Here is a 25,804-nt window from a genome sequence, read left to right as displayed (position 1 = left end):
GGGCTACGCCCCCGCACCGGTGGCGGCGAACCGGCTGGCCCTGTCGGGCTTGTACGCCCCCCGCCCCCGGCCGCCACGGCGGCCGGGAGCGGGGAACAGGGGGCAAGGGCGCGGACGCCGCCGTCACCCGGGGGAGGCGGCGGTGTCCGCCCCCTCCAGGAACCCCTCGGGGAAGGGCTGTTCGGCCCAGATGGTCTTGCCGCGGGCGTGGTAGCGGGCGCCCCAGAGCTGGGCGAGCTGCGCCACCATGAACAGCCCGCGCCCTCCCTCGTCGGTCTCCTCCGCTCGCCGCACGCGCGGGGAGGTGCTGCTGCCGTCCGAGACCTCGCAGATCAGCTCGCGGTCGCGGATCATCCGGAGCTGGATCGGCAGAGTTCCGTAGCGGATCGCGTTGGTGACCAGCTCGCTGACCACCAGCTCCGTGGTGAACTCCAGCTCTTCCAGGCCCCATGCGGCCAGTTGCCGTGTTGCGAGCGTACGGGCGCGGCCGACGACCTCGGGCTCGGCCGGCAGGTCCCATGTGACGTGGTGCCTCGCCTCCAGCTCGTGGAGGCGCACCATCAGCACCGCCACGTCGTTCTGCGGGAGCACCGGGAGCAGCCGGCCGATCACCGCGTCGCAGGCCTCGTCCAGCCCGTTCCCCTGCCGCCCGGGCCCGGACGGCGCGGCGAGCGGGATGCCCGACAAGGCCTCCGGGAGCCGTTCGAGACCGAGGTCGACGCTCCGGTCGGGCGCCGCGACCAGGCCGTGGGTGTACAGCACCAGCACGTCCCCGTCGTTCAGCGTCAACTCGGCGCTCTCGAACGGCGATCCGCCGAAACCCAGGGGAGGCCCGGCGCGCAGGGCGACGATGGCGGGCTCCCCGCCCACCGGGGCGATCACCGGCGGCGGGTGGCCCGCGCAGGCCACCGCGCACTGCCGCGAGATCGGATCGAATACGGCGTACACACAGGTCGTCCCGGCCGCCCCGCCGGGCCGCGGCCTGCTGTACTCGTCCTGGCCGTGCTCGTCCACGAACCGGTGGATCTGGTCGTCCATGTACGAGAGCAGCTCGTCGGGGGGGAGGTCGAGGTCCGCGAGGGTCCGTACGGCGGTACGCAGCCGGCCCATGGTCACCGCTGCGCTCAGGCCCTGCCCCTGCGCGTCGCCGACCACCAGCGCCACGCGGGCCCCCGACAGCGGGATCACGTCGTACCAGGCCCCGCCCAGCTCCGCATGGCCGTGCGCGGGCAGGTAGCGGGTCACCGCCTCCAAGGCGCCGAGCACGGGAAGCCGTTGGGGCAGCAGGCTGCGCCGCAGGGCCAGGGCCGCCGTCCGCTCCCGCGTGTAGCGGCTCGCGTTGTCGATGCACACCGCCGCGTGCGCCGCGATCTCCTCGGCCAGCAGCACATCGTCCGGCTCGAACCCGTGGGCGCGTGCGTGGCGTACGAACACCGCGGCGCCCAGCACCGCCCCGCGGGCGGACATCGGTACCAGCAGCCACGAATGGACCCCGTACGCACCGACCAGCTCGGCCTGCCGGGAGTCGACCGGGGCGAGCTCCGCGATCAGCTCCTCGCCGGTCAGCAGCAGGGGTTCGCCACTGGCCATGGCCCGGGTGAACAAGGATCCCGGTCCGGCGGCGAAAGGGTCGGCCTCGCCCGTCGCGACCACCCCCTCGGCCGGCCCGCCGGGTACGGAGGAACTCGCCGCACGGAGCAGCGTCACGGCCTCGCCCACGGGGCCGACGACCGGCTCCTCGCCGCCGAAGACCGGGGCGAGCAGGTTGACGTAGGAGTGGTCGGCGAACTCCGGGACGGCCACGTCGACGAGCTCCTGCGCGGTGTGCAGGACGTCCAGCGTGGTGCCGATGCGCGTGCTCGCGTCGTTGACCAGCGCCAACCGCTCGCGTGCCCGGGCCCGTTCCGTCACGTCGGCCACGGCGTGCGCGAGCGCGATCAGCTCGCCGGAGCTGCTCCGCAGCGGAAGGATGGTCTCGGACCAGACGTGCTGCCGGTCGGGATCACCGGGCGTGAGCCCGCGCACCTCGGTCTGGACCATGGCTTCGCCGGTCTCCAGGACGCGCCGCTGCCGCGCCTCGAGGGCCGCCAGGTCCAGCAGATCGGGCGGTGCCACCTCGGACATCGTGCGCCCGACGAACTCCTCGTTCGAGAACCCCGCGCCACGCCGCAGGGCGTCGTTCTGCGCGATGAAGCGCAGCTGCGTGTCGAAGACGTCGATGAGGAAAGGGGACTCGGTGAACAGCCCCCTGATCAGGGCCTCGCCGAGTTCGTGCCGGAGCGTGGCATCGGTGTCGGTCGCCTGGATCAGCCACTGCCGGTCACCGGCCGTGGACACCATGGGACGTGCGCGCAGCGCCACCTCGACCCCGCGCCCGCTCCGGTGCCGCAGGACCGCGTGCCCGAGTTCCGTGCGCGTGACCAGCAGATCCGACCCGCGCCACCCGTGCACCTCCCGGGCCGTGTAGCCGAGCAGCCGCTCCGCCCCCGGGCCCCAGCCGATGACCACGCCGCGGGCGTCGAGGAGGGCATAGGTCTCGTCGTCCGCTTCCGAAAGCACGCCGGAGGCATCGGGGAACACCGGGTCGTGCATCACTGCGCCCCACTTCCGGATCTGCGGAACGACTCTCTCCCTACCGGTGCAATTATCGCTCTGCGTCACCGCTTGTGCTGAGTCGGACCTGCGGGCACGGCGAGAACCGTCGCCCGAGCCCGGGCCGAACGCCTCGGCGCGCAGGTCTTCGGGAGCCTGCTGGGACAGCCCTTAGTCGGGCCCGGTCCAGTCGAAGGTGATGTGCTTGCTGGACTGGCCTTCCCTGCTCCACTGGAAGCCGTAGGCATCGGCGCGGTCCGCTGTCGAGCGGCCCCAGGTCGCGACCTGGCCCGGTCCGGTCTCGGCACCCGGCAGGTTGGTCGACTGCACGCGAGCGCCCTCCGGAGTGTTGGGTCCGGTGAGTGCCTGCACGCTCGCCTCGACACGGCCCGGAACCACAGCCCGCCAGCTCGAGAGGTCGTCGGCGACCTCCACCTCGATGGGGGCGAACTCCATACCGCGCATCTCCGCGCCCATGATGCTCACCATCTCCGCCGGCCAGCTGCCCGCCTGGCCACCGAAGATCATCTGGAGCGCTTCGCGCTGCGCGTCGTCGGCGCGCTCGTCGACGAACACCGCTGCGTACGTGTCGGAGTGCTCGGCCCACAGGTTGCCGACGAAGGAGCCCAGCATCAGAACGTTGAGGCCGTCCAGCACTACGTCCCCGTATCGTCCCTCGCGGATGTGCCACGCGAGGACGGCGTCGCAATCGCCGTAGGTGGGCAGCTGCGCGAACGAGCAGGGGCATGGCACATTGCACTTACAGGTGTCGAACCAGTCGCCCGCCGCGTGCCACCTCGGCACAGTCGCCGTGGTCTCGGACATCTCCCTGCCTCCTCGTGACCGCGTACCGGACGTCGGTCTCGGGAGGACGACAGAGCCCCTGGAAGACTTCACCGGCCCACGCCCGGGTCGTACAGCTCTACGCGTCGATTATCCCCCCCGCCGTGGCCGCCCGGCGGGGTCTGGCCCCCCTCCCGCATGCGCACGCGCACGCGCACGGCTGCTGTGATGTGCTGGAAGCGTGCGCCTCGACCGAAAGGCCCTGTCACCACCCCTGCGTCCGGCAAACCTGCTGTCGGCTCGGCAGCTGGCGCTCGCATGGTCCGTGATGGGATTGATCGCCCTGCTCGCCTGGGTGCTGGTCGTCGACCAGGCCCGTGGCATGGGGGCCGAGCCCGGGACCATGGGCATGGGCATCCCGCTGTTCCTGCTGTTGTGGCTGATCATGATGATCGCCATGATGTTCCCGTCCGTGGCCCCGGTGGCCATCACCTGGGCCCGGGCCATCGGCCGCCAGTCGGCCGGAGCCGTCCGAGCGGCCCGTACCGCCCGGCTCGGATGCGACGTGCCACGTACGGAGCAATGGGCGGGTTGCGCTGCCGGCTGTGTGACGCTGTGGTCTCGTTGATGACGGTTCGTGTCAGGGGGCCGGGTGTACCGCTCGCGGAGGTGGTCCCATGAGCGGATGCGCCGTGACCGCCAGGCGGATCTGGTGGCGTCGCTGCGGACACGGGTCACCGGACGGCGGTGATGGCGGAGCAGTCGAAGCACCCCCGGCCGCGGCGCAGACGTGGGCTGACGAACCGCCTGGAAGCCGAGCTGGACCGGATCGACGAGCGGCTGCGGCAATCGGCCAGAGCCAAGGACCAGCTGCAGGGCCTGCTGGACGCGGTGTTGGCCATCACTCAGGAATTGGAACTTCCCGAGGTGCTGCACCGTATCGTCACCACTGCCATGGGTTTGGTGGGCGCTCGATACGGAGCGCTGGGCGTGCTGCACGAATCCGGTGAGTACCTTGAGCAGTTCATCACCGCCGGGTTGTCCGAGCCCGAGCGAGCGGACCTGGCCGGGATCGACTTTCCGCGTGGCCGTGGCGTGCTGGGACACCTCATCCACCACCCGGAACCCATGCGGGTCGAAGACATCCCCTCCCACCCTTCCTCCGTGGGTTTCCCTCCCGGCCACCCGCACATGCGCACCCTCCTCGGGGCCGCCGTCAGGGTCCGCGGCACGATCTACGGCGACCTCTACCTGTCCGAGCGGCGCGACGGTCAGCCCTTCGACCGCGCCGACGAGGAGATCGTGGTCGCACTCGCCGGCATGGTCGGCATCGCGATCGAGAACGCCCGCCTGTTCGGACGGGTCCGCGACAGCGCCGAACACTTCCAGCGCCTCCTCCTGCCGACCCTGCCCGACCTGCACCCCTTCGCCTCCGCCGCCATCTACCGGCCGGCCTCCGAGCCCGACCACATCGGCGGAGACTGGTACGACGCCCTCGTGCTGCCCGACGGCGCCTGCGCCGCCATCATCGGCGACGTCGTCGGCCACGACCTGCGGGCGGCAGCCGCGATGGCCCAGACGCGCAGCATGCTGCGCGCCCTGCTCTACGACCGGCGCACCCCACCCAGCGGGATCCTCGCGCAACTCGACCGCACCCTGGAGGCCACCACCGACAACCCCGTCACCACTGCCTGCCTGGCCCGTATCCAATCCGAAGGACCGGCCTGGACGATGCACTGGAGCACCGCGGGCCATCTTCCCCCGCTGCTGATCACCTCCGACGGGCGCGCGGAATACCTGCAGGCCGAGCCCGGCGTGCCGCTCGGGGTGAGCACCGAACATCACCGCCCCGACCACTTCTGTTCCGTGCCTGCGGGGGCCACCGTGGTGTTCTTCACCGACGGACTCATCGAGCACCACGCCCGGCCGGTGGACGAATGCCTGGACGCGCTCGCCGAACTCGCCATCGCCTTGGCGGCGTTGCCGCTGCAGGACTTCGTCCGGACGCTGGCCGATCGCCACCCCAGTGACGGCCACGACGACATGGCGATCCTCGCCCTGCGCACGCCCGGCAACAGCTGACCCCGGCGTTGCACGCGGCCGCCGGTGTGGGGCCGGCCGGGCGGGTGCACGCCCGGCCAGGACCGCCCCCGGCCCTCAGCCCGAGACGGCCGCGGCCCAGCCGCTGTTGACGGCCGTTCTCGCCTTCTCCCTCTGCGCCTCCGTCGGAAACGTCGGCGTGCCTTCGACCGTCGGCAGTTTCTCCGCGGCTGCCTTGTCGAGGGTCCCGTCCTTCGCCATGGCGTCCATGAGGACGGGGCGTGCATAGGCGCCGAGCCGGATGTTCTGGCCCTCCGGGCTGAAGACGTACTCCTGCCACAGACGAGCCGCCGCGGGGTGCGGGGCGTTCTTGTTCACCCCGTTCGCGTAGTACTGGGCGAAGCTGCCGTCGAAGGGGATGGTGGTCTGCCAGTCGACGTTCGCGCCCTTTTTCCGGAATTCGTCGGCGTATCCGAGGTTGAGGAAGTCCCAGTCGATGCTGATCGGGGTCTGGCCCTTCGCGATCGTGGCCGATGAGGATGCGACCGGGACGAAGTTCCCGTTCTTGCTGAGCTCGGCGAAGAAGTCGATACCGGGCTGGATGTCGTCGAAGGAACCCCCGTTCGCCAGGGCCGCCGCATATACTCCGGCGAAGGCGGAGCCGGATTTGGTGGGGTCGCCGTTGAGCGCGACCTGGCCCTTGTACTCGGGCTTGCGCAGATCGGCGAAGGTCGCGGGGCAGGTCTTGACGCGGTTGGCGTCACAGCCGATCGAGACGTAGCCGCCGTAGTTGTTGTACCAGCGGGCCTCCGGGTCCTTCTGCTGCTCGGGGATCTTGTCCCACTCGGCGACCTTGTACGGAGCGAGCAGGCCCTGCTGGGCCGCGGACTGGGCGAACGAGCCCCCCACGTCGACCACGTCGGGGGCGCGGCCGTTGCCCCTGTGCTCCTTCAGGGCGTTGATCTCGTCCTGGCTCGTACCCTCCGGGTTCTCCACCTTGACCTTGATCCCGTACTTCCTCTCGAAGCCGTCGATCAGTGCGCCGTAGTTGGCCCAGTCGCTCGGGAGCGCGATCGCGTTGAGTGCGCCCTCCTTTTTCGCCGCTGCGGTCAGTGCGGCCGTGCCGCCCGCGTCCGCGGCGGAAGTGGCCACGGCGGGCGCTCTGGGTGCGGCGGTGGGCGTCTGTCCGCAGGCGCCGAGGGGCGCCGCTACGAAGGCCAGGCAGACGGCGACGCCGGCTGACCGGAGACGGGGTGCGGGCACGAAGGCTCCATAACGGGCGGTCGTGTACTGATCGAGACCAGCGTACGTTCGATGGCCTCGGCAGCGCAGTCCCAGCCGGTGGTGTCCGCTGCCTTCCCTGCGGCTGCCGTACCGGCGCGTGCTCAGATCGCCTCGTCGTCCCATTCGGCCAGGAGCGACTCCCCCGGAACCGTCACGGGCGGTGCGGCTCCGTCATGGAGGGTCTGCTCGCTCCAAATGATCTTGCCGCGAACGGTGTAGCGGGTGCCCCAACGCTCGGCGAACTGCGCGACGAGGAACAGGCCGCGGCCGCCCTCGTCGGTGGCATCGGCCCTGCGCAGGTGCGGGGAGGTGCTGGACCCGTCGGAGACCTCGCAGATCAGGCTGCGGTCGTACAGCAGCCTCACCCGGATGGGCTCGGTGCCGTAGCGGATGGCGTTGGTCATCAGTTCGCTGAGGATGAGTTCCGTGGTGAAGGCCATGTCGTCGAGGCCCCAGTCGGCCAGCCGGCCGGCGCAGGCGTTGCGCACCCGGGACACCGCCGCAGGCTCGGGGGGCACGTCCCACTCGGCGATCCGCGCGGGGTCCAGCCGGCGGGTGCGGGCCACCAGCAGCGCGATGTCGTCGCTGGGCCTGGTGGGCAGCATCGCGTCGATCACCGCGGTGCAGGTCTCCTCCGGGGTGCGGGCGGGCCCGGCCAGGGCGGCGCGCAGCGCTGCCAGTCCCGCGTCCGGATCGCGGTCGCGGCTCTCGATCAGCCCGTCGGTGAAGAGCGCCAGCAGGGAGCCCTCGGGCAGGGTCAGCTCCGCGGTCTCCATGGGCAGACCCGCGCCCAGGCCCAGCGGCGGGGAGACCGGCACCTCGGGGAAGGACACGGTGCCGTCGGGGTGGACCAGAGCGGGGCCCGGATGACCGGCGGTGGCGGCCGTCACCCGCCCCGAGACGGGATCGTAGATGGCGCACAGGCAGGTGGCCCCGGTGATCCCCTGCCACTCCTGCTCGTCGGCGTCGATGTGGGCGACCAGCTCGTCCAAGTGGCTCAGGAGCTCGTCAGGAGGCAGGTCGAGGGTGGAGAAGTTGTACACGGCGGTGCGCAGGCGGCCCATGGTGGCGGCGGCGTGCAGACCGTGGCCGACGACGTCGCCGACCACCAGGGCCACCCGGGCGCCGGGCAGCGGGATGACATCGAACCAGTCTCCACCCACCCCGGCTGCCTGCGCCGCCAGATAGCGGTGCGCGACGTCGACGGCGGACTGCTCCGGCACGCCCCGGGGCAGCAGGCTGCGCTGCAGGGTGACGGCCATGGTGTGCTCGCGGGTGTAGCGGCGGGCATTGTCGACGGACAGTGCCGCCCGGGCGGTCAGCTCCTCGGCGAAGGAGACGTCCTCCTCGTCGAACGGCGGAGAGTCCTGCCCCCGCCAGTAGCCGGCCATCCCCAGCACCACGCCCCGGGCCCGCAGGGGCACGGCGATCAGGGAGTGGATGCCGCGGTCCAGGATCCGCAGGGCATTGTCCGGGTCCTGGGTCCGCCAGCGGTGGGCGGTGCGCAGGTCCGCCTCCAGCACCGCATGGCCGCCGGCCAGCCCTGCGGCCATGGGACTGGTGGGAACGAACCGGACGAGCCGGCCGACGGGGTAGAGCGGGTGGTCGCCCTGAAGGCCGACGGCGGCGGTGCGGCGCATCTCGGTGCTCGCTTCGGGCGGCTCCTCGCCGCGCAGCACCGGGTCCAGCAGGTCGACCGTGACCACGTCGGCGAACCGCGGGACCGCCACCTCCGCCAGTTCCTCCGCGGTGCGCTCCACGTTCAGCGTCGTTCCCACCCGCCCCCCCGCGTCGTAGAGCAGCTTCAGCCGCTCGCGGGCCACCTCGGCTCTGCCGGAGAGTGCCCGCAGCTCGGTGGTGTCCCGCAGCGTGACGACGGTCCCGGCCTGCCCGTAGGGGGCGGTGGGCCGGATGTTCACAGCCAGCAGCCGATCGGCCGCCATGTGCAGCTCGTCGGTCGCGGAACGGCCCGACGCGATCGGCCCGGCGATCCCCTCCTCCAGGCCCAGGTCCGTGACGGGGAGCCCTTCCGCGCCCGCCGGCAGATCCAGCAGCCGCCGCGCCTCGTCATTGGCCAGCAGCAGCCGTCCGCCGCCGCCGACGATCAGCACGCCCTCCCGCACCGCGTGCAGCACCGCGTCGTGGTGCTCGTACATCCTCGTCATCTCGGCCGGTCCCAGGCCGTGGGTCCGGCGCAGCAGCCGACCGCTCACCAGAGCGGTTCCGCCCGCGGACAGGGCGAGCACCGCGGCTGCGCTGCCGAGGACGACCGGCAGCTGCCGGTTCACCATGCCCTGGACGTTCTGGACCGTGACCGGGGAGGACACGATGGCGATGACGCGACCGCCGGCGTCCTTGACGGGGACCACCGAGACCACGGACTGCCCCAGGGACCCTTGGAACGTCTCGGTGAAGGACTTGCCGGCCGCCGCCTTGGAGAAGGGGCCGATGACGCGCTTCCCGATCTGTCGCGGGTCGCTGTGGGCGAGGGTGACCCCGTCGAGTGCGTACACGTTGATGCCGTCGACCCCGGCGATCTTCCGGGCCGCCTCGGCGCTCGGCTGCAGCACCGCGCTCGGATGGGAGCTGCGCAGGGCCGCGACGATTCCCGGAGATTCCGCGAACGTACCGGCAGCCGCGAGCGTACGGTGCCGGGCGTCCAGCATGCCGGCGCTCCGGGCCTGCACCACGAGCGCCGCCACCGCGGCGGCGACGAGAAGCACCACGACGGCCAGCTGCAGGAGGAACACCTCGCCGGCCACGCTGCGCACGCTCAGCAGGGAGGACAGGCGCTGCGGCCGCCGCGCGCCTCCGCTGCTTCCGTCGGGGGGCCGGGCGTGCTCCTGACGCTCCTGGTGGCGTCCTGAGCGGGGACGCCGGGGGGGAGGGGAAGAGCTCGTGGTAGAGCCGAGCAGCCGACGCCGGAAGGTTCCCAGGTAGTTGCTCATAATCCATCTTCCAACCTCTGCGGCCCGTCGGCAGCGGGAGCGAAGGTCGCCGAGCGGCCGGCACCGGCACCTGCGCCCCCGCACCCGGCGCGCCCGGAGGCCGTGACGGCGTCGCTCCGCCAGGCCCCGGACCGGCTGGACACCGTGGTGGGGGAGCGGGGCTACCGGCTCTCGGGCGGCGAGCGCCAGCGTCTCGCCCTTGCGAGGCCCCCGGTCGGCTCCGCAGAGCTGATGCGGCTCGGCCGTGCGATACCGCCGTGCTGGTCCAGGAGGGCCATCAGCCTCCGTTTGCGCTTCTGGCCGGCGGTGGCGGAGAGCAGCTCCAGGCGGCGCCGTGGACCGCGATCCTGGTCGGCTGCTCCCGTACCAGGGGCGATCCGGCTCCGGACACCGCCCTTGACCTGTAGAAAGCAGGCAGGGTAGCCCCCGGTCCGCCCTCGATCTCATCCCCGGCTCCGGGCGCACGGACTTCGTCGGGGCTGCACGCGCTGCCATCCGGCCTGCCGGCGGTCCGTTAGGCTCGGACCATGCCGGACCTGGTGATCCTTCGGCACGCCAAGAGCGCCTGGCCGCAGGGCGTGCCCGACCGTGAGCGTCCCCTCGGCCCGCGCGGACTGCGGGACGCCCCCGCCGCCGGGCGGCTGCTGGCTCAGGCCGCCCTGCTGCCGGACCTCGTCCTGTGCTCCCCGGCCCGGCGCACCCGCCAGACCTGGGAGCTGGCCGCCGCGGCACTCCCCGCTCAGCCGCCCGTACGCTTCGCGCCGCAGCTGTACGGGGCCGACGCCGAGGAGCTCCTCGACGTCGTACGGGACACGCCGGCCGAGGTCGCGCGTCTGCTTCTCGTCGGCCACAACCCGGGCCTGCAGGAGCTGATCCTGCTCCTGGCCGGCGAAGCCCCCGACCGGGATCTGGACCGCATCGAGACCAAGTTCCCGACCTCGGCCGTCGCCGCCCTCGGTTGCCCCGCGCCGTGGCCCGCCCTCAACCCGGCCACCGCGGTGCTCACGTACTTCGCGATCCCGCGCGGTTGACCCTTGAAGGACCGGGTCGCTCCAGCGGCCCGGCCCTTCACGCCATCGGTGCGGCTGCATCCGGGCCTGGCCGACCGCGGCGGGCCGCATCACGGTGAGGTGTCCCGGGTGAGGGTGAGGGTGAGCAGGACAGCCCTTGGGCCCGGATCCGGTTGGTGCCCGGTTCGGCGCGGGCTCAGAGAGAGCACCTTCGTGGGGCCGGTTCAAGCGCATCACGCTCCCGCAGCCACCGGTCGCCATGACGAATCACGTCCCTGTGCCCGAAATTCACAGGCGAGCGGGAGGCCCTCCGTGCGCCCCGGGCTGCTTCAGCCGGGATGCGAGCTCCCCGGGCAGGGCGTCCCGGTTGGCCGGCGTGAGGTGGACGACCTCGATGTCGGTGCGTCGCTTGAGGGCGTCGGTGAACGGGTCGTGGTGTGCGTGGACCGTGGCGACGACGTCGATCTCTGCGGCGAACAGCGCGTCGACCGCGTCCCGGAACGCCCTGCACGCCAGTTCCATCCGTCCCAGTTCGTCGATGAGCACCAGCCGGCCTGTCGCCTCCCCGGTTGCCGCCGGCCGCAGCGACGGCAGCGCCAGCCGTTCCATGACGCCCAGGTCGACTCCGTACTTGCCCACCCGCGGTGGACCGGGCAGGTCGACATGGGCGAGCACCTGCCGTCGGCCCGCCAGTGTCTCCAGGGCGAAGCCGACGCGGGCGCCGGACTGCCGGATCTCCTCCGTGGTGAAGCCGGTGGCCGCGCCGGTGGGCAGCAGCGCGGCCAGTCGGCGCACGGCGGTCGTCTTGCCCGCGCCGGGGCGGCCTTCGAGCAGGATCCTTGTCGGCACACGGCCATCCTCGCCCTGCCTGGCGGAGGGGGCCCGATGGGGCTCGGCCGAACGGGGCGTTTACGTTCCGGATCGGTGGTTGTGTCGCCGTTGCGGGTAGGGCGGCGGGTGTGAGCAGAATTGAACTCAGCAGCACCGCGTTCGACGACAATGCGGAGATCCCCCGTCGGTACAGCGGGGAGGGAGAGAACATCTCGCCGCCCCTGACCTGGTCGGGGGTCCCCCACGAGGCCACGGAGCTGGTGCTCCTGTGCGAGGATCCGGACGCACCGGGGCCGACCTTCCTGCACTGGCTGGTGACGGGCATCGATCCGGGGACCACCGGAGCGGCCGAGGGGCAGAAGCCCCACGGCGGCCTGCCGTGGCCCAACGGGTTCGGGCGCGTGGGCTGGGGCGGGCCGATGCCGCCACCGGGGCACGGGCCGCACCGCTACTTCTTCCGCCTGTACGCCCTGTCCGAGCCGTTGCCGCTGCACGCCCGCCCGGGAACCGAGGACGTGCACCGTGCCCTGAAGGGCAGAGAGCTGGCCTCCGGCACCCTCGTCGGGACCTACGAGCGCTGAGCGCGTCAGCAGGTGATCCGGCCGGCGGAGCCCGTCGGCGTCAGGGCGGGGTGGCACCGTCGGCAAGGCCCTGGTCGCGGGGCACTACGGGACGTCGACGTCCTGCCGGCCGGACTCGCCTGGGGACCGGCCCTGGCGGGTCACCTGGTCCTCGAGGCTTCCGCCTGACCGGGCCGAGCCCTGCGGTCGTACGGGTGAACGCGCTGGGGCAGCGGGCTCGGGAAGCCGGTGCGGTGGGGGGCGGCTCGTATAACGGGGTGGATGTCAGCACGCGAGGAAGGCGACGGTGATGGGCGATGACCTGGGAAGTCTGCTGGGCGGACTGCTCGGAGGCGGGCAGGGCGGCAAGGGCGGTGCGCTGCTGGGGGCGCTGCTCACCTCGCTCGGCGGGGCCGGCACGCACGGCGCTGGCAGCAACCCGCTGGGCGCGCTGCTGGACACGCTGAAGGAGGGCGGGCTCGGCGCACAGGCCGACTCGTGGATCGGCAGGGGGCGGAACCAGGCGGTCACTGGCCCCGAAGTCGCGCAGGCGCTCCCGTACCAGGCGCTGGAGCACGTGGCCCAGCAGGCGGGCGTTTCTCCCGAGGAAGCCGCCGACCAGCTTGCCCAGACCCTGCCCCAGGCCGTCGACAAGCTCACCCCTGACGGCTCCGTGCCCGAGGGCTCGCTGGAGGACCTGATCCGCGAGCAGCTCTGACGGGCCGACCGGTCGTCAGGCTCCCGGGGTGGTGGCCGAGGCTGAGACGAGGGTGCCGATGGGCGCAGCCCGCGGCGGGGTGGCGGGCGGCTGACGCGGGCCGGGCCCGGGGGCGCACAACGGCGTCGCCGGCCAGGTCCGAGGTCGGCGGCACGATCAGGGTCTTCAGCCCGTCGGTGCCGCGTGCCGCGGTGCGGCCCGTGAGCCACGCGCCGAGGGCTACGCCGAGGACGGCGGCCAGGCCACCGGGGCGCCGAGAAAGCCGGGCGGGGGCGGCGCCCACGCGGGATCTGCGCCTGGGCCGGGCGTACGACCGCGACCACGAAGGCGCGGTACGCGGCGCGTAGGCCACCGCAGCGACAGGTTGCACGAGCTGGAGAGCCGCGGTGTCGGCGACGGTCTGGCCAGCGGGGCCTCGCTGGCAAGGCGGGGCGGATGGTCGGACAAGGTGACGCAGAGCGGGCATGGTTGCTGCTCGCAAGGGTGTGGGACGGCACATGGACTGCCATCGACTCAGCGTTCCCAGAGCTCGGACGACACGTGCTTGAGCTGCAGCACGGGCCGTTGAAGTGACGGGTCGACGGAGGAGTAGAGGCTGACTCGGAAGGCCCAGGCCCCGCCCTCGGTTGCGGGCTGCTCGCGCTCGCTCCACTCGTCGAGTGCCTGTGCGAGCGTCGGGACGGTTGCCGTGTCGTACGTGCCCAGGGTCGACTGCACGACCGGCAGCAGCGCCGACACCGGCGGCTCCCCGGCGACGAGGGTGTACTCGTACCGCGCGCCGATCGCGATCGTCCGGTTGGACGGGTCGCCGTCGAAGACCGCGTCGAACATCGGCGCGAGCGGATTGTGGTCGGGCGGATCCCAGGGGCCCATGGCGACGGCGCTGGTGATGTCGATGAACGGCACGACCGGCTGGGGGTGGCCGACCTCCGGCGTCCGGTAGACGAAGGACGGTGCGGTGTCCGGCCAGCCCTCGCCGAGAAGTCGCGCGTTGCGGGTGACCCGGGCACTGGCCGACGCACTCTGGTACGCGGCGATGTGGACGCGCGGGAAGGTGAGCTCGAAGGTGAGCAGTGTGAAGGCCTCGACCGCCCGGAGCGCGAACGCGTAGCACCGGCAGTGGTGGGCGTCGGTGCACCCGCACGCCTTGGGATCGCAAGGCGTGAGCTCGTGGCGCTCACCGGCCGCCGTGACGCAGACGATCTTCTCCGGCCAGCCCGTCTCACCCGGGCCGGACCCCACAGTGCGGGTCAGCCGCAGCGTCGTGTACCAGCCGTGCTCGGCGTCGAGTCCGAGCGCATACCGGTAGACGTCCGGAACCGTCCCACCGGCCGCGAGGGGGACCACCGGCACGGGCGCGGGACCATCTGCCCAGCGCGCGGTCCATGCCTGCGCGACAGTGCCGGCGAGCGTCCGGTACGTGCCCAGCGCGTTCGTCATGGCGGTGCGCTTGTCGGGGTCGGCAGCCTCCCATCCGGGCAGCCCGGCGAGCAGGCCGAGCAGCGGAGTGGAGACCGCGGTGTACTGCGCCAGGGCACCGAACAGGTCGTCTGCCGGTGCGACGGCGGGCGTGCGGGGCGGCTGGTTGTACGTGACCTGGAGTTCGACGGTGTCCTGCTCGGCCGATTGATGCTGCACCGAGCACCGGTACTGCCAGTACAGTGCGTCGCTGAGCCCGGCGGCGGAGGTGGGGACGTCGGCGTGCTGGTCGAGCAGGATCGGCATCGGCGGGTACGAGCGCAGCGGGATCGGCACGCGCGGAGCCCCGAGGTCGAAGTCCAGGGCGGGCGGTGAGCCGGAGGCGAGCGGCGCGATGAAGGTGAGCCAGTCGGACCGGTCGTAGCCTTCGACCTCCCGCGCGATCCCGAACTCCAGCTCGACGCCGCCGAAGTCGAGGGTGAGATCGAGCGCGGCGTGCGCGGCCACGTCGGGGACGGCGATCAGGAAATTGATCTGCGAGTCGCCGTCGGCGAGCGAGACCTTGCCGTTCGACACCGTCGCGGTCCGCAGGTGTGCGGGGACCTTCCGGTAGTCGACGACCGGGTTGCCGGACAGCCGCGCGTACTGGTCGGTCCACGGGGACGCCGCGCTGGTGTCGTACTGGACCACGGCCGAGGTCGCGTAGCCGCGGATCAGTGAGACGAGCAGCTCCTGGCGCAGCCGTTCGACAGCCGCCGCGCGCTTGGGATCGGTTCCGGCGTCCGGCGTCTCCCCGGCGAGGACGTAGTCCAGGCCCGCCGCGACAGCACCGGCGAGTGTCTTCTTGATGCCGATGATCCCGTCGAGCACGTCCCGGCCGAGCTCGTATGCACCTTGGACGTACGCGGCCGACAGCAGAAGCTCCACGTCCGCGAGGAACCCCTGCGCCCAGACCTCAAGGTCGATGCCCTGGTAGTCGCGGGTCTGCCCCTCGGTCAGCAACCCTGTCCGGACGTCGAACCCGGGGGTGTACACGTGCTGCCGTGCGATGAGGGTGGTGGTGAGCGGGCGGATCGCGAAGGTGCGCGGCTGCCTGGTGCCGGCGACCTCGAGCGGGGGCTCGATGCTGACGCTCTCGATGCCACTGGTGTCGAAGACGACTGCCCAGACATCGGTGTCGGACGTCCGGCCCGGCGCCGTGGCCAGCCGCAGGACCGGCACCGCGCGCTGGACCTGCTCGGCGAAGGCCGCCAGGGTGAGCGCATCGTTCTGGGCGGGGTCGGTGCTGCGGCCGGCGGGTACGGCGGTCGCCTCGCGCGTTGCGGTCGCGGCGAGTGCCGGGTCGACCAGTGTGGGCTCGCGGAAGAGGTCCAGCGCCACGGTGACCGGGAAGACGGGCTCGGGGAACGACCACTGGACGCCGTCCGGGGTCGACTTGCCGACCCGGCCGGTGAGGCGGGCGGTGGCCGGCGGGACGACCACGCGCGCGCCGGGTCGCAGGAATCCGGTGTCGGCGTTCGCCGTGACGACGGCCTCGATGCCGGTCGTCACGCCGCGGCGACGGAACCTCGCGACCACGGCGGTCAGCGTGTCGCAGGCCGCGGTGGTTTCGGTGGGCACGGTGCCGTCCGTGCCCGGCTGCTGCCCGCGCAGCACCTGCCCCGGCAGCAGCAGGCCCGGTGTGCCGGCGTTCGCGGCGAGCAGGGCGACCGCGGTGACACCGAACGGCCGGGCGCCCTCCTGCGGTGTCACTCCGATCGCTGCGGACCGCGCGGGGAGCACGCCGGGCGGGCAGACCAGCAGGGCTCCGGCCGCGAGCACGTCGGTCCGCCCGCCGATCGCCGCGGCGAGTGCGGCGAGGCCGACCGGCGGACTGAACAGCGCGCAGACCTCGGCGAACGAGGCGGGCGCCGCCGTCGTCACCGACTCGCTGCCGACCGTGATGGTGACGCCGGACGCAATGGTCTGCGGCATCCCGGCGTTGACCTCGACCAGGCCGGCACCGGGGAAGTGTGCGGCGATGCCGTCGAGCGAGTCGTCCTGGCGCACGGTGTACGGCACCCGCAGAGCGTCGGGGTCCGAAGGCCACGCCCACATACCGGGCACGACCGGGGGAGTGCCGGACGAGAGGGCGACCGAGCCGTTGTGCCGCAGCAGCGCGCCGGGTGTGGTGGCGTTGACGGCGGCGAAGCGCCCGAGCGTGTCGCCCGCAGGCACGGGCGTCGGCGTCGTGGTGAGGAACACCGGGGTGCCGGGGGTGAAGAGGTCGACGGTCGTGGTGTTCAGCGGCGCGAGCTGGTCGGGTGTGAGGCCCGCCCGGTTGTCGTGCAGGGTGTCGCCGCTCTCGACGAGGTAGCCGGTGACCTTCAGGGACGCGCCCGCACGGAACATGCCCGGCTTGTCCGCGTTCAGCGACACCACCTGCGCGGCGTCGAACGGGACACCGAGGTCCCGGAACGCCGACTCGACGCCCGCCAGCGTCGCTTCGCTGGCCGGCCGGTCGAACGAGACCTGGACCTTGACACCGTTGCAGTCGAAGACGAACCCCGGGGTGAGCAGCCCTGGGCGGTCCTGATTGGCCGTCACGAGCGTCCTGAGGGTGCAGCGCAGAGCCGCCGCGAGACGGTCCGCCGGCGGCGAGTCGGTCGGCACCACCGCCTCGCGCGGCGGTGTGACGAGCTCGACGGACGGGTTCAGCGGCAGCACGGTGTTGTCCTCGTCGAGCAGCACCTGTACCGGGTCGAGCGAGGGGTCGACCGCGTCACACAACCCGGAGATCGTGTCCCGGTTGCGGAACGCCGCGCTCACGGGTACCGCGAGTTCATCGGCGTCGAGCATGGCGCTGATGGCCGAGTCCGCGTTCGCCGTGCCCAGCTCGTCGAAGCCGACGCCGTAGGTGGTGCACAGGCCGTCGAGGGTCGCGGCGTCGGCGGCGGGTGCGGAAGCGATCTCTGCGAGCGAGCCGAGCAGGGCGTGGGCACCGATGACGTACCGGGTCAGCACGGCCACGTCGACGAGGAGCGGGGTGGGCTCCGATCCGGGCTTCTGCTGGAGCGAGGTGAGCAGCGCGGCCCGGACGTCGGGCTGGATGACCTGGTAGTAGACCGGCACCAGACGGTCCCGGTCGCGCATCGCCGCGTCGGCGGCCGCGCTGCCGGGGTCGGCCGCGCCCGGCTGGTAGGCGACGGCCTGGAGGCCGACGTCGACGGCGAGGTCCGCCAGGACGCCGGACGGCTCGACGGTGTAGTGGAGCGTGGTCGACGGCCAGGCGCCGACGCCGATGACCGGGTCGGTGTAGCGGACGGGCACGGGGGTCTGGCTCGGACTGCCGGACCGGTTGCCGAACACGTCCTCGAACCACACCGAGACCTGGCTTTCCGCGCCTGCGGTGACGCCGGCGTACGGGTCGCCCTCGGGGGGCGGTGCCGTGGGCAGGGCCGGGGCGTGCTGCAGGGCGAACCGGCTGATGTCGACGATCCGGGTCAGGTCCCAGACCTCTTCGGCAGCCTCGCTCGCCACCAGGAACCCGAGTTCGTCGGTACCGTCCGCCGGCTTCGGTGACACCGCCCGGCCCTCGCCGCTGCCGCGGAAGTCCGTCGTCGGGTCCAACTGGAAACCGAGCAGCCCGTACAGACGGCGCAGCCGGCCCTGCGGGGTGTCGTCGGCCAGCGGGTTGGCGAACCGCGCGGTGAACCCGACCTGACCCGGGTCGACCGAGGCGACGGGCCGCAGCTCGGGCGGGTCCACCGCGCGCGCGGCGAGCGCGACCGACGCCGGATCCACCCCGTCCCCGACCACCGCGACGTTGGTGAAGGCGAACAGGTGCCGGTCCGGTGCGGCACCGCACTGCGACGAGAGCTGGACCAGCAGTGACAACTGGGCGAGCCCGTCCTGGTCGAAGATCGAGTCGGGCACCTCGCCGCGGTACTGCATCCAGTAGCCGCCACCGCCCACGACGCTGCACTCCCACAGCAGCGTCAGGAACCGCTCGCAGTCGGTGAGGGCCGCGAAATGCTGCCCCGCGGTGGCGCTTTGGGCCGTGGGACCGCTGCGCGTCTCGGTGGACAGGTTCGTCTGGACGATGAAGGTCCGGTCGGCGACGAGTGGCGCCGAAGTCAGACCCGGGCTGAGGCCGGGTGACGGCGGCAGCTGCCAGAGCAGGGTGAGCAGCAGGTGCTCGCCGGGCGGCGCCGGCGGGAAGGCGCCGGTCGCCGGCTTCTCGGGGATGCTCCGCAGGTACTCCAGAAGCTGCGCGATCCGCTGCCGGTCGGCGGTGTCCGCGCCGAGCACCTCGACCATCCCCGGGAGGCCCGGAACGCGGCGGACGGTGAACGAGACGAGCGTCGCCCACGCGTAGCAGCCGAGCTCCGTGTAGCGGGCGTCCGCGCCGGTGTGTGGTGTCGTCTGCTCCAGCAGGAACTCCGAGCTGCTGCGGTCGGACCCGGCGCGCGCGATCAGGTCGTTCGGCAGCGGCCACAGCGAGGGCGGGCCGGAGGGCTCGGCGGGCAGTCGGACGGTGGTGGTCGTCTGCCATGGGACCACCTGCGTGACGGTGTGGCGCGCGCCGATCTCGTGCGAAAGCGGCAGGGCCGCGAGCGGGCTCTCGACGACGGGTACCAGTCCCGTCGCCGGGTACTTGTCCCGCAGGTCGGCGGCGGTGATCGAGATGACCGCGCTGTCGGCCTCGGTGGCGTCGAGCCGGATCACGCCGTCGTGCACGGCCGAGTCGGCGAAGGTAAGCCAGTCGGCGGGCACAGCCTTGTCGACGGTGATGGTCACGACCGGGTCCTTGGCCCCGGCCGGGGGTGGCGGCGGGCCGGTGACCTGCTGGCCGATCAGCTCGTGGCCACCGGTCATCGGCCCGGTGGCGTGGTACTCGCCGTCGACCCGGACCGGCGCGGGCAGACGCAACCCGCCGAGCGCGAACCGCGCGACCTGGCCGCTCACGGTGGACATGGCCGGGCCGTCGTGCATCGCGGCGATGAGCTCGTCCATGGCCATCACTGGCACGTCGGGCACGGTGAGTCGCCGCTTGGGCTGGGCTGCCAGCACGCCCGTGTCGAAGGCCATCCGCTCGGCGAGGTCCGCGAGCCCGAGCCCGTACCGCTGGGCCAGCGTCAGCAGGGTGAGGCCGGGGGCCGTCGTGCCGACCGCGCCCGGCACCTCGACGGTGACCAGCGGTACGAGCGCGTCCGCGGCGGCGGCGTGGGTGTCGAACCGGTCCGTGGGCAGCAGCAGCCGGTCCTGGAGCGAGCGGAGCGTGTCGCCCGGCAGGACCACGGCCGCGGCGTCGGCCGGAAGGCGGACGCCCTCCGGGTCCACCGGCTCGTTCGCCGTGCGGACCGCCTCCAGCCAGTCGGCGAACGGCGTGCCGGGCACTACGTTCTGGATCAGCGCGGTGTACGCGGCGACATCGAGGACGGTGTCGCCCGGCAGGGTGGTCCAGGTGATGGTGGCGGTGCTCTGGTAGGCGGCGGGCACCTCGAGGGTCGGGGGCAGCGGTTGCGCCGGGTTGCCGCCCAGCCGGTCGATCGCCTGCTGGTACCAGTCGGCGAGCGGTACCTCGTTCGGCAGCGTCAGGCCGAGCCGGACGTAGAAGACCGCCGCGGTGTTGTCGACGGACAGCCCGGCGTGCACGAACCCGGGCAGCGGGACGGTCGCGCCGGTGCGCAGCAGCGGGGTCGCGTCGCGTAGGCGGTCGAGCAGCGCGGTCGGGGCGGCCTGGTAGGCACGGGCCAGCTGACTGAGCGTCTGGCCCGCGCCGAGCCGCACCGGCAGCGTGCCCAGGGTGACCGGGGCGTCCGCGACGACGGGCCAGTCGGGGTTCGCGATGGCGAGCGACTGCGCCGTGACGCCGAGCGTGACCGTGAACGTGTCGCCCGGCTGCGCGGCGGTCAGCCGGTCCGGCAGGCCGGGGTTCAGCGCCAGCAGCTCGGCCGCCGAGACGCCGAGGGACGAGGCCAGGTGGTCCGCGGTGTCCCGGGCGGCGACCTCGTACGGCGTGGTGGCCGTCCCGAAGCCCGCCGCGATGGAGTGGAGAGAGTCCTTCTCCTTCACCTCGTGGGGGAACGCGGTCAGCAGGTTCACGGCGGCCTGCGCGGTGGCACGGGCGACCATGCGCAGGTAGTCGCGCAGCACGAACGTCGCCATGGACTCTCCGGGCTCGTCCGCCACGGCGGGGGAGGAGGCGCGGTCGCGCGGCGGGGCCGGGTCGAGCTCGGCGAAGTACGCGATCGCCTCGGCCTCGTACGTCGCGTCGATCTGCCGGTAGGTCGCGAAGTCGCGGTCCCGGTCGGCCGGGTCGGGCAGGCCGGTGGAGGTCCACTTCAGTACCGGGATCATCGGGAACGGCGTCCCGCAGACATCGTCGGCCGTGTCACCCGCCGGGGTGCCACTGATCCGGAGGTGGATGTTGTTGGTGAGGAAACCCTGGATGTTGGTCCAGGTGAAGCCGTCGTTCTCGGCCTCGACCAGAGCCAACTGCTGGACAAGCTCCAGCATTTCGTCGAGCGTGACCGTCGGCGAGGAGACGCCGAGCGCGTCGAGGGACCAGCGCAGCAGGCCGTCGGCGAGCTGGTTGAACGACGTGTCGGCGGCTGCGTCCGCGCGCGGGTTGCGCGACACGTCGGGCCGCTCGGTGTGGGCGATGGTGACCGCGTCCACCGGGACGGCGTTGTCGGCGAGCAGCATGACGACGAGGCGGTAGTCGGGTTCGTCGTTCGACGGCGGCGTCCGGCCGGTCCAGTCGACCGGGACGTTGGCGATGGTGTAGGCGGGGACGAGCGTGAGGTCCGCGGTCCGCGGCCGGCCGTCGGGGAAGACGTGTACGTCCGGGTCGAAGTGCAGCCGGTACGGAGGCTGCTCCTCCGCCGCGCGCGCAGCGTGTGCTCTCCGGGCCGTGAGGCCACGGCGGGCGACGCCGGGGGCGAGCCGCCACGGCGGCGTGCTGTCGGAGCCGATCGTGAACGAGGTCTCCAGCGTCAGCGAGAACGAGAACGACACCGTGATGAACAGGATCTTCACGCTGGCGCTGGCCCTCACGGAGAGTTTCAGCGCCACGACGGTCGCCCGGTGCGCGGCCAGTTCGACGGTCGCCATCGCGGAGATCTGCAAGTTGAGGTCGAGCCGGACGACCTTGAAGTCGACCGTCGCGTACAGCTGGCCGACGATGCCGACTGTGCCCCGGCACGCGTAGTAGAGCTCGGTGCTCCCGCCGTCCTCGTCCGGGTGGAACCACGCCAGCACGCCCTCGAAGATCACCACGAGGTTGACGTACATGCTGGCCTGGAGCGGGCCGCGTTGGAAGGTGCGTCCGACGCCGATGGACAGGCCGACACCGAGTTCGAGCACCGGGCTGAACGTCCCGTTGGTGATGCGCGGAACCCGGCTGGAGGTGGCGCCGTTCAGCACGCCGAAGTAGATGCCGCCCCGGCCGTTGAAGATGCCGGCCTCGATCGCGAACGAGTTGGTGAAGTCGCGGTCTGCCGGGAATCCGAGGTCGATCCGGAAGTTGCCGTTGGTGAAGATGTCCACGGTGATCACGCCGAGCGTCACGGACACCGCGCCGAACTGCAACTGCCGGTAGGCGTCGGGGATCTGGAGCCGGGCGTGGAAGACTCCGATGTCGTCGGTGACCTTCTTGTACAGCAGCTCGAAGCTCAGCCCGGCGAGCGAGCCGGCCCGCGGACCGCTCAGCGCCAGCAGGATGCCGTACAGGTCCGGGTCGTGCATCACCAGCTTGACCGCGACCGTGTCCATGAACGTGGCATCGATACCGAACAGCCACTGGCTGGACGCGTCGAACACCATCGTCGCCGGGTTGATCGGGGGCTTGCCGGCGGCGGGATCGACCGGTCGCATCGCCGCGACCATCGCGTCGACCACGGCGGAGATACTGGTGTACCGGGTGAGGTCCTTCGGTGAGACGTGTTGGCCCAGGCCCAGGTAGCGCAGCGAGAACAACTTCTGTCCCAGGCCGGCTGGTTGGGGCGGTGCCTGGGTGACCGGATCCCATGTCAGCGGCTTGGCGGCGCTGTCCCCGAGCAGTTGGGCGTCGAGCGCGATGTTCACGGCGGGGCTTCCGGTCGAACGGTCGTAACTCAGGCCGATGGACTGGATCTTGACGAATCCGAGGTCCAGCTTCAGGTCGTGCTTGACGGCGACCCTCTGCTTGGTCGGGTCGATGGTCAGTTCCAGACCGGTGAGGTCGACGCTGTTGAGGAAGTCCCAGGGCGGGTCGAGCCGGAACGTCGCGTTCGGGTTGGCCAGCGAGACGAGGGACGTGACCAGCTCGCCGAGCGTGCCGGTGAGGCGGAGCGTGAGGATCGAGTGTCGGTCGGTCCCTTCGCCGATCCAGGACGTCGCCGCGCTCAAGGAGAGCTCGCCGTAGGCGACTTGGAAGGTGTAGTCCTTGCCCGCGTCGGTGACCGACACCGAGGCGGTGATCTCCAGCTTGTTCAGCGTGAAGGATCCGGACAGGCTTCCGGTCAGCACCGTCAGCGGGTCCACCAGCGTGGTGCCGCGAAGGGCGATCGCCAGGTGCTCGTCGGCGGGCGTGGCGCGCAGGCTGCGCTCGATGTCGGCAGTCAGCAGCAACCGCAAGGGCATGCCGAGCAGCGTCTCGCCGACCGTCACCCGAAGGGTCCCGGAGGCGGTGTACGGGTAGCCGGGTGCTGTGCTGAACCGGACGCCGAGGTCGGCGAGTTCGATCGCGATCTCGTTCACCCACGGGGCCGGCTTCTGGCCCAGCAGGCCGTAGACCAGACGCGGGAGGTCGACCGCGCCGGCCATCATGGCACTGAAGACCCAGGAACCGTCGCCCGGGTACTCCGCTTGAGCCAGGAGCTCGATCGGCGCAGCGTCCGGAACCGCGATCTCGCCCTTGCCGATCACCAGGCCGGAGACGCTGTTCTGCGACACCTGGACCTGCAGCTGCAACCCGATCAGCGCAAGGGTGACGTTGCCGGCCTTGATGGGCCAGTCGCCGCTGACGGCCAGCGCGGCCGAGTACTCGTGGCGCAGCAGCGAGGCGTAGACGTTCAGTGAATCGCAGGTCAGGCCGGCGCCCACGGGCGGTCCGTCACCGCCGAAGAAGGCGCGGAACACCTCCGAGATCGGGATGTCGAACGGCTCCTTGGTGGTCGCCGTGAACGCCAGCTCGGGCAGCGTCAGTTGGACGGCCACCACGATGTCTTCCAGGCCGGCTCCCGTCAGGCTGCCACGTTCCGCCACCGCAACGTACGGCCCCGCGGCGCCCAGCGAGGAGCGGTTCTTCTCGCCGAACCGCATCGTTCCGAAGACCGCACCGGTGACCAGCGTCCGGCCGGCCGGATCGAAGCTGAACACCCAGCTGGTGCCGACCTGCTCGATGGTCAGGAAGGGCACCGGCGGGTCCCACGGCTCCTTCGACTCGATGCGAACCGTGCTGTACGACAGGCCGGCCGGACCAGCGGGGCCGGGGTTGCCGGAAGACGGCACGATGCCGAAGCCGAGGCTTTTCAGGCCGAACAGGTCGATCGGTGCGATGCCACTGGGCAGTGTGAAGTCCGTGCCCTCTGCGCCGGTCATCGCGATCAGCGCCTGGATTCCCTGTTCCAGACCGAGGGGGGTGGCGAAATCGATGGAGAGCGGCCAGACGTGGTCCCCGAAGACCAGCGGGCCGCTGATGGTGACGATCTCCTGCGGCTCGGTCGGCAAGGTGACGTCGGCGAACAGCAGGACTGCCGAGCGGCGCGCCCCCGCGGCGGGCAGCGGGTACGGGTCCGGGTAGTCCGTGGTCAGCGTCAGACCGACCGCGGAGACGTCCAACTGGGCGAGCCCGAGGCGCACGCCCGGTGCGACGGCACGCAGTTCGAGGAGCGGTGGGCCGTCCGCCAGGAACGTCACGGAACCGTCGACGTAGAGCCGGTCGCCCAGGAAGGCGGCGTACCCGGCGAGGAGGTCGCTGCCGGGCACCGAGACACTGCCGCGCATCAGCAGTGCGCCGGACAACCGCGGTTGCGCGCCGGTCGGTACGTTCGTGGCCGTGACCGCGGGCTGGTCCAGGATGAGCGGGCCGAGCACGCCGGCATCGAGGACCAGTCCGCCGGTGGTGCCCGTGGCGGGGCGGCGGCTGTCCGGCAGTTCGCCGAACGCACCCTTGAACGTCCACGGCGTGGTCGCCGCCGTGCTGCCGAGTTCGAGCTTCAGGGCCGCCACGTCGGTCCCGGCCTGCGGAGTCCCGGTGAGCCGCATGGTCCACGGAGTGTTGAGATACTCCGTGGCGGCCGTCAGCCAGACGCTGTCCGGTCCCATGGACACCTGGCCGTCACGGACCCCGAGCTGGCCGACGCCGAGCGAACCCAGCAGATCGGAGAGCCCGGCCAGTGTGTCGCCGCGGAGCCGGCCGGACGATGCGGCGTTTCGAAACGCGTCGTAGATGCCGTCGAGTGACATGTGTCCTGCCTAGGGTTCCGGAGCCTGGACGACGTCCTCATCCGGCCCGTGCATCCCGAACGTCCCGCACGGGCGGAATTCCACCATCTCCTCCGGCCGCAGGCCCAGAGCACCCGAGAGCCGGTACACGATGTGGCCGACAATGAAATCGGTGCCCGCCGCCGGGGCCGGCGCATCGCGTTTTCTCTTCTTCTGCTTCACATTCAGCTTCTGGATGGTGGTGTCCACCGCGCGATCGATCGTGATGGTGTCCCACTGGACCGTGCTCTTCTTCTGGAAGAAGACGAAGGCCACGTAGGTGTGCGACGCGGCAGTGTCAGTCGTCCCGACGAACACCTCGATCACTTCCTTCACGGGGTGATTGTCGGTGTTCCACGGGCCGGCGCTCGCCCCCACCTTCTTCGGCTTCATCACCCTGGTCGCGAAATCTTCGATGATCGTCCAGGTGAAGTCCGTCTTCTTGCCTTTGGCGGCATAGTTCTCGACCGCCGTGCGCAGCGCGCCGTGGTGCGGGATCTCGAGCGCCAGGACCTGGGGCGTCAACGGCGCCCCGCCCAGTTTGGTGTTGATCGCCAGCATTGTCTGGAAGGTAGCGTCGCCGGGAAGTACGACCGTGTTGACCCCGTTGTCCACGACCACTACTGCGGATGACCCGTTCCTCACGATGTCGTCCGTCACGTTGGGGAGGTTCAGGTTCGAGATCAGGATGCGGAATTTCACGTCCTTGTGTTCCGCGATATGTCCGGGTGCTGTGCCCCCGCCAGGGTAGTCGCTCGCTTCCGGCGCACTGAAATTGACTGCACCCCCGGGGTACTGAACGGCTGTGAGGAACGTGTTTACCGTTGCCTGGTTTCCTGGGAGCCAAGAGAGTCCGCCGATGTGCACGCTACCCACGCGGGCGTCGATTGTCTTCAGTTCTTTACCCAATGCGCCGAGCAGGCCGTTGTGGTCGTCGTCCTGGTGCGAGATGACGACCAGATCGAGCTTCTTGGGTGTCGTCGCCCTCTTCGCGACCTTGTCTTTGATGTGGTTGACGGCATCCTTCCCGTAGGTGGGGCTGCCGCCGCAGTCGATCAGCGCGAGGTAGTCGGCCGCATCCTTCTCGACACCGTCGTCGTAGATCTCGACGAGGGTGGTCATGCCCTGGCCGCACCACAGCAGTTTCACCAGTGTCAGACTCGGCAC

Annotated in this window: 10 protein-coding genes and 2 pseudogenes; 5 read left to right on the top strand and 7 right to left on the bottom strand. The window is 71.6% G+C overall.

Features of this window, described 5'->3' with window-relative positions:
* Positions 1–123: 123 nt before the first annotated feature.
* Positions 124–2,559, bottom strand: a complete 2,436-nt coding sequence (locus AB0I68_RS06965) for a SpoIIE family protein phosphatase (RefSeq protein ID WP_363176169.1) — start codon at positions 2,557–2,559, stop codon at positions 124–126.
* Between the two features lie 204 nt (positions 2,560–2,763).
* Positions 2,764–3,417, bottom strand: a complete 654-nt coding sequence (locus AB0I68_RS06960) for a DUF1326 domain-containing protein (protein WP_363176168.1) — start codon at positions 3,415–3,417, stop codon at positions 2,764–2,766.
* 199 nt (positions 3,418–3,616) lie between these two features.
* Between AB0I68_RS06960 and AB0I68_RS06955 the strand changes: the two are divergent.
* Together AB0I68_RS06955 and AB0I68_RS06950 are read left to right on the top strand one after the other, a co-directional pair.
* Positions 3,617–3,922: pseudogene (locus tag AB0I68_RS06955) on the top strand (DUF2182 domain-containing protein); the annotation flags it as partial.
* Between the two features lie 203 nt (positions 3,923–4,125).
* A complete protein-coding gene (locus AB0I68_RS06950; protein ID WP_363176166.1) occupies positions 4,126–5,457 on the top strand; it encodes a GAF domain-containing SpoIIE family protein phosphatase in 1,332 nt (443 codons plus the stop codon).
* Between the two features lie 75 nt (positions 5,458–5,532).
* On the opposite strand, the gene AB0I68_RS06945 is transcribed toward AB0I68_RS06950, so the two are convergent.
* Together AB0I68_RS06945 and AB0I68_RS06940 are read right to left on the bottom strand one after the other, a co-directional pair.
* A complete protein-coding gene (locus AB0I68_RS06945) occupies positions 5,533–6,678 on the bottom strand; it encodes an extracellular solute-binding protein (RefSeq protein ID WP_363176165.1) in 1,146 nt (381 codons plus the stop codon).
* A gap of 122 nt (positions 6,679–6,800) precedes the next feature.
* A complete protein-coding gene (locus AB0I68_RS06940) occupies positions 6,801–9,470 on the bottom strand; it encodes a SpoIIE family protein phosphatase (protein WP_363176164.1) in 2,670 nt (889 codons plus the stop codon).
* Between the two features lie 704 nt (positions 9,471–10,174).
* Here AB0I68_RS06940 and AB0I68_RS06935 point away from each other — a divergent pair.
* On the top strand, positions 10,175–10,678 hold the full coding sequence (locus AB0I68_RS06935) for a histidine phosphatase family protein (protein WP_363176163.1): 504 nt from the start codon (positions 10,175–10,177) through the stop codon (positions 10,676–10,678).
* Between the two features lie 267 nt (positions 10,679–10,945).
* Here AB0I68_RS06935 and AB0I68_RS06930 read toward each other — a convergent pair whose 3' ends face one another.
* Positions 10,946–11,506 carry a nucleoside-triphosphatase gene (locus AB0I68_RS06930; RefSeq protein ID WP_363176162.1) on the bottom strand — a complete coding sequence of 187 codons (561 nt, stop codon included), beginning with the start codon at positions 11,504–11,506 and terminating at the stop codon, positions 10,946–10,948.
* Between the two features lie 110 nt (positions 11,507–11,616).
* Between AB0I68_RS06930 and AB0I68_RS06925 the strand changes: the two genes are divergently transcribed.
* Positions 11,617–12,069: a YbhB/YbcL family Raf kinase inhibitor-like protein gene (locus tag AB0I68_RS06925; RefSeq protein WP_363176161.1), complete on the top strand. Its 453-nt coding sequence runs from the start codon at positions 11,617–11,619 to the stop codon at positions 12,067–12,069.
* A gap of 280 nt (positions 12,070–12,349) precedes the next feature.
* Positions 12,350–12,766, top strand: a pseudogene (locus tag AB0I68_RS06920) (YidB family protein); the annotation flags it as partial.
* A gap of 513 nt (positions 12,767–13,279) precedes the next feature.
* On the opposite strand, the gene AB0I68_RS06915 reads toward AB0I68_RS06920, so the two are convergent.
* Both AB0I68_RS06915 and AB0I68_RS06910 read right to left on the bottom strand, forming a co-directional pair.
* Positions 13,280–24,619 (bottom strand): LysM peptidoglycan-binding domain-containing protein, encoded by an 11,340-nt coding sequence (locus AB0I68_RS06915; protein WP_363176160.1) that lies wholly within the window; start codon positions 24,617–24,619, stop codon positions 13,280–13,282.
* 9 nt (positions 24,620–24,628) lie between these two features.
* A complete protein-coding gene (locus AB0I68_RS06910) occupies positions 24,629–25,804 on the bottom strand; it encodes an MBL fold metallo-hydrolase (RefSeq protein ID WP_363176159.1) in 1,176 nt (391 codons plus the stop codon).

This window comes from Streptomyces sp. NPDC050448, assembly GCF_040655295.1.
Lineage (GTDB): Bacteria > Actinomycetota > Actinomycetes > Streptomycetales > Streptomycetaceae > Streptomyces.
Note: the sequence above shows the minus strand (reverse complement) of the source record. Positions and strands in the feature narration are given on the sequence as shown.

Bases quoted from the DNA above. Each gene is read 5' to 3' on its own strand.
- AB0I68_RS06935 (WP_363176163.1), top strand. From the start codon at position 10,175: ATGCCGGACCTGGTGATCCTTCGGCACGCCAAGAGCGCCTGGCCGCAG.
- AB0I68_RS06960 (WP_363176168.1), bottom strand. From the start codon at position 3,417: ATGTCCGAGACCACGGCGACTGTGCCGAGGTGGCACGCGGCGGGCGAC.
- AB0I68_RS06915 (WP_363176160.1), bottom strand. From the start codon at position 24,619: ATGTCACTCGACGGCATCTACGACGCGTTTCGAAACGCCGCATCGTCC.
- AB0I68_RS06950 (WP_363176166.1), top strand. From the start codon at position 4,126: ATGGCGGAGCAGTCGAAGCACCCCCGGCCGCGGCGCAGACGTGGGCTG.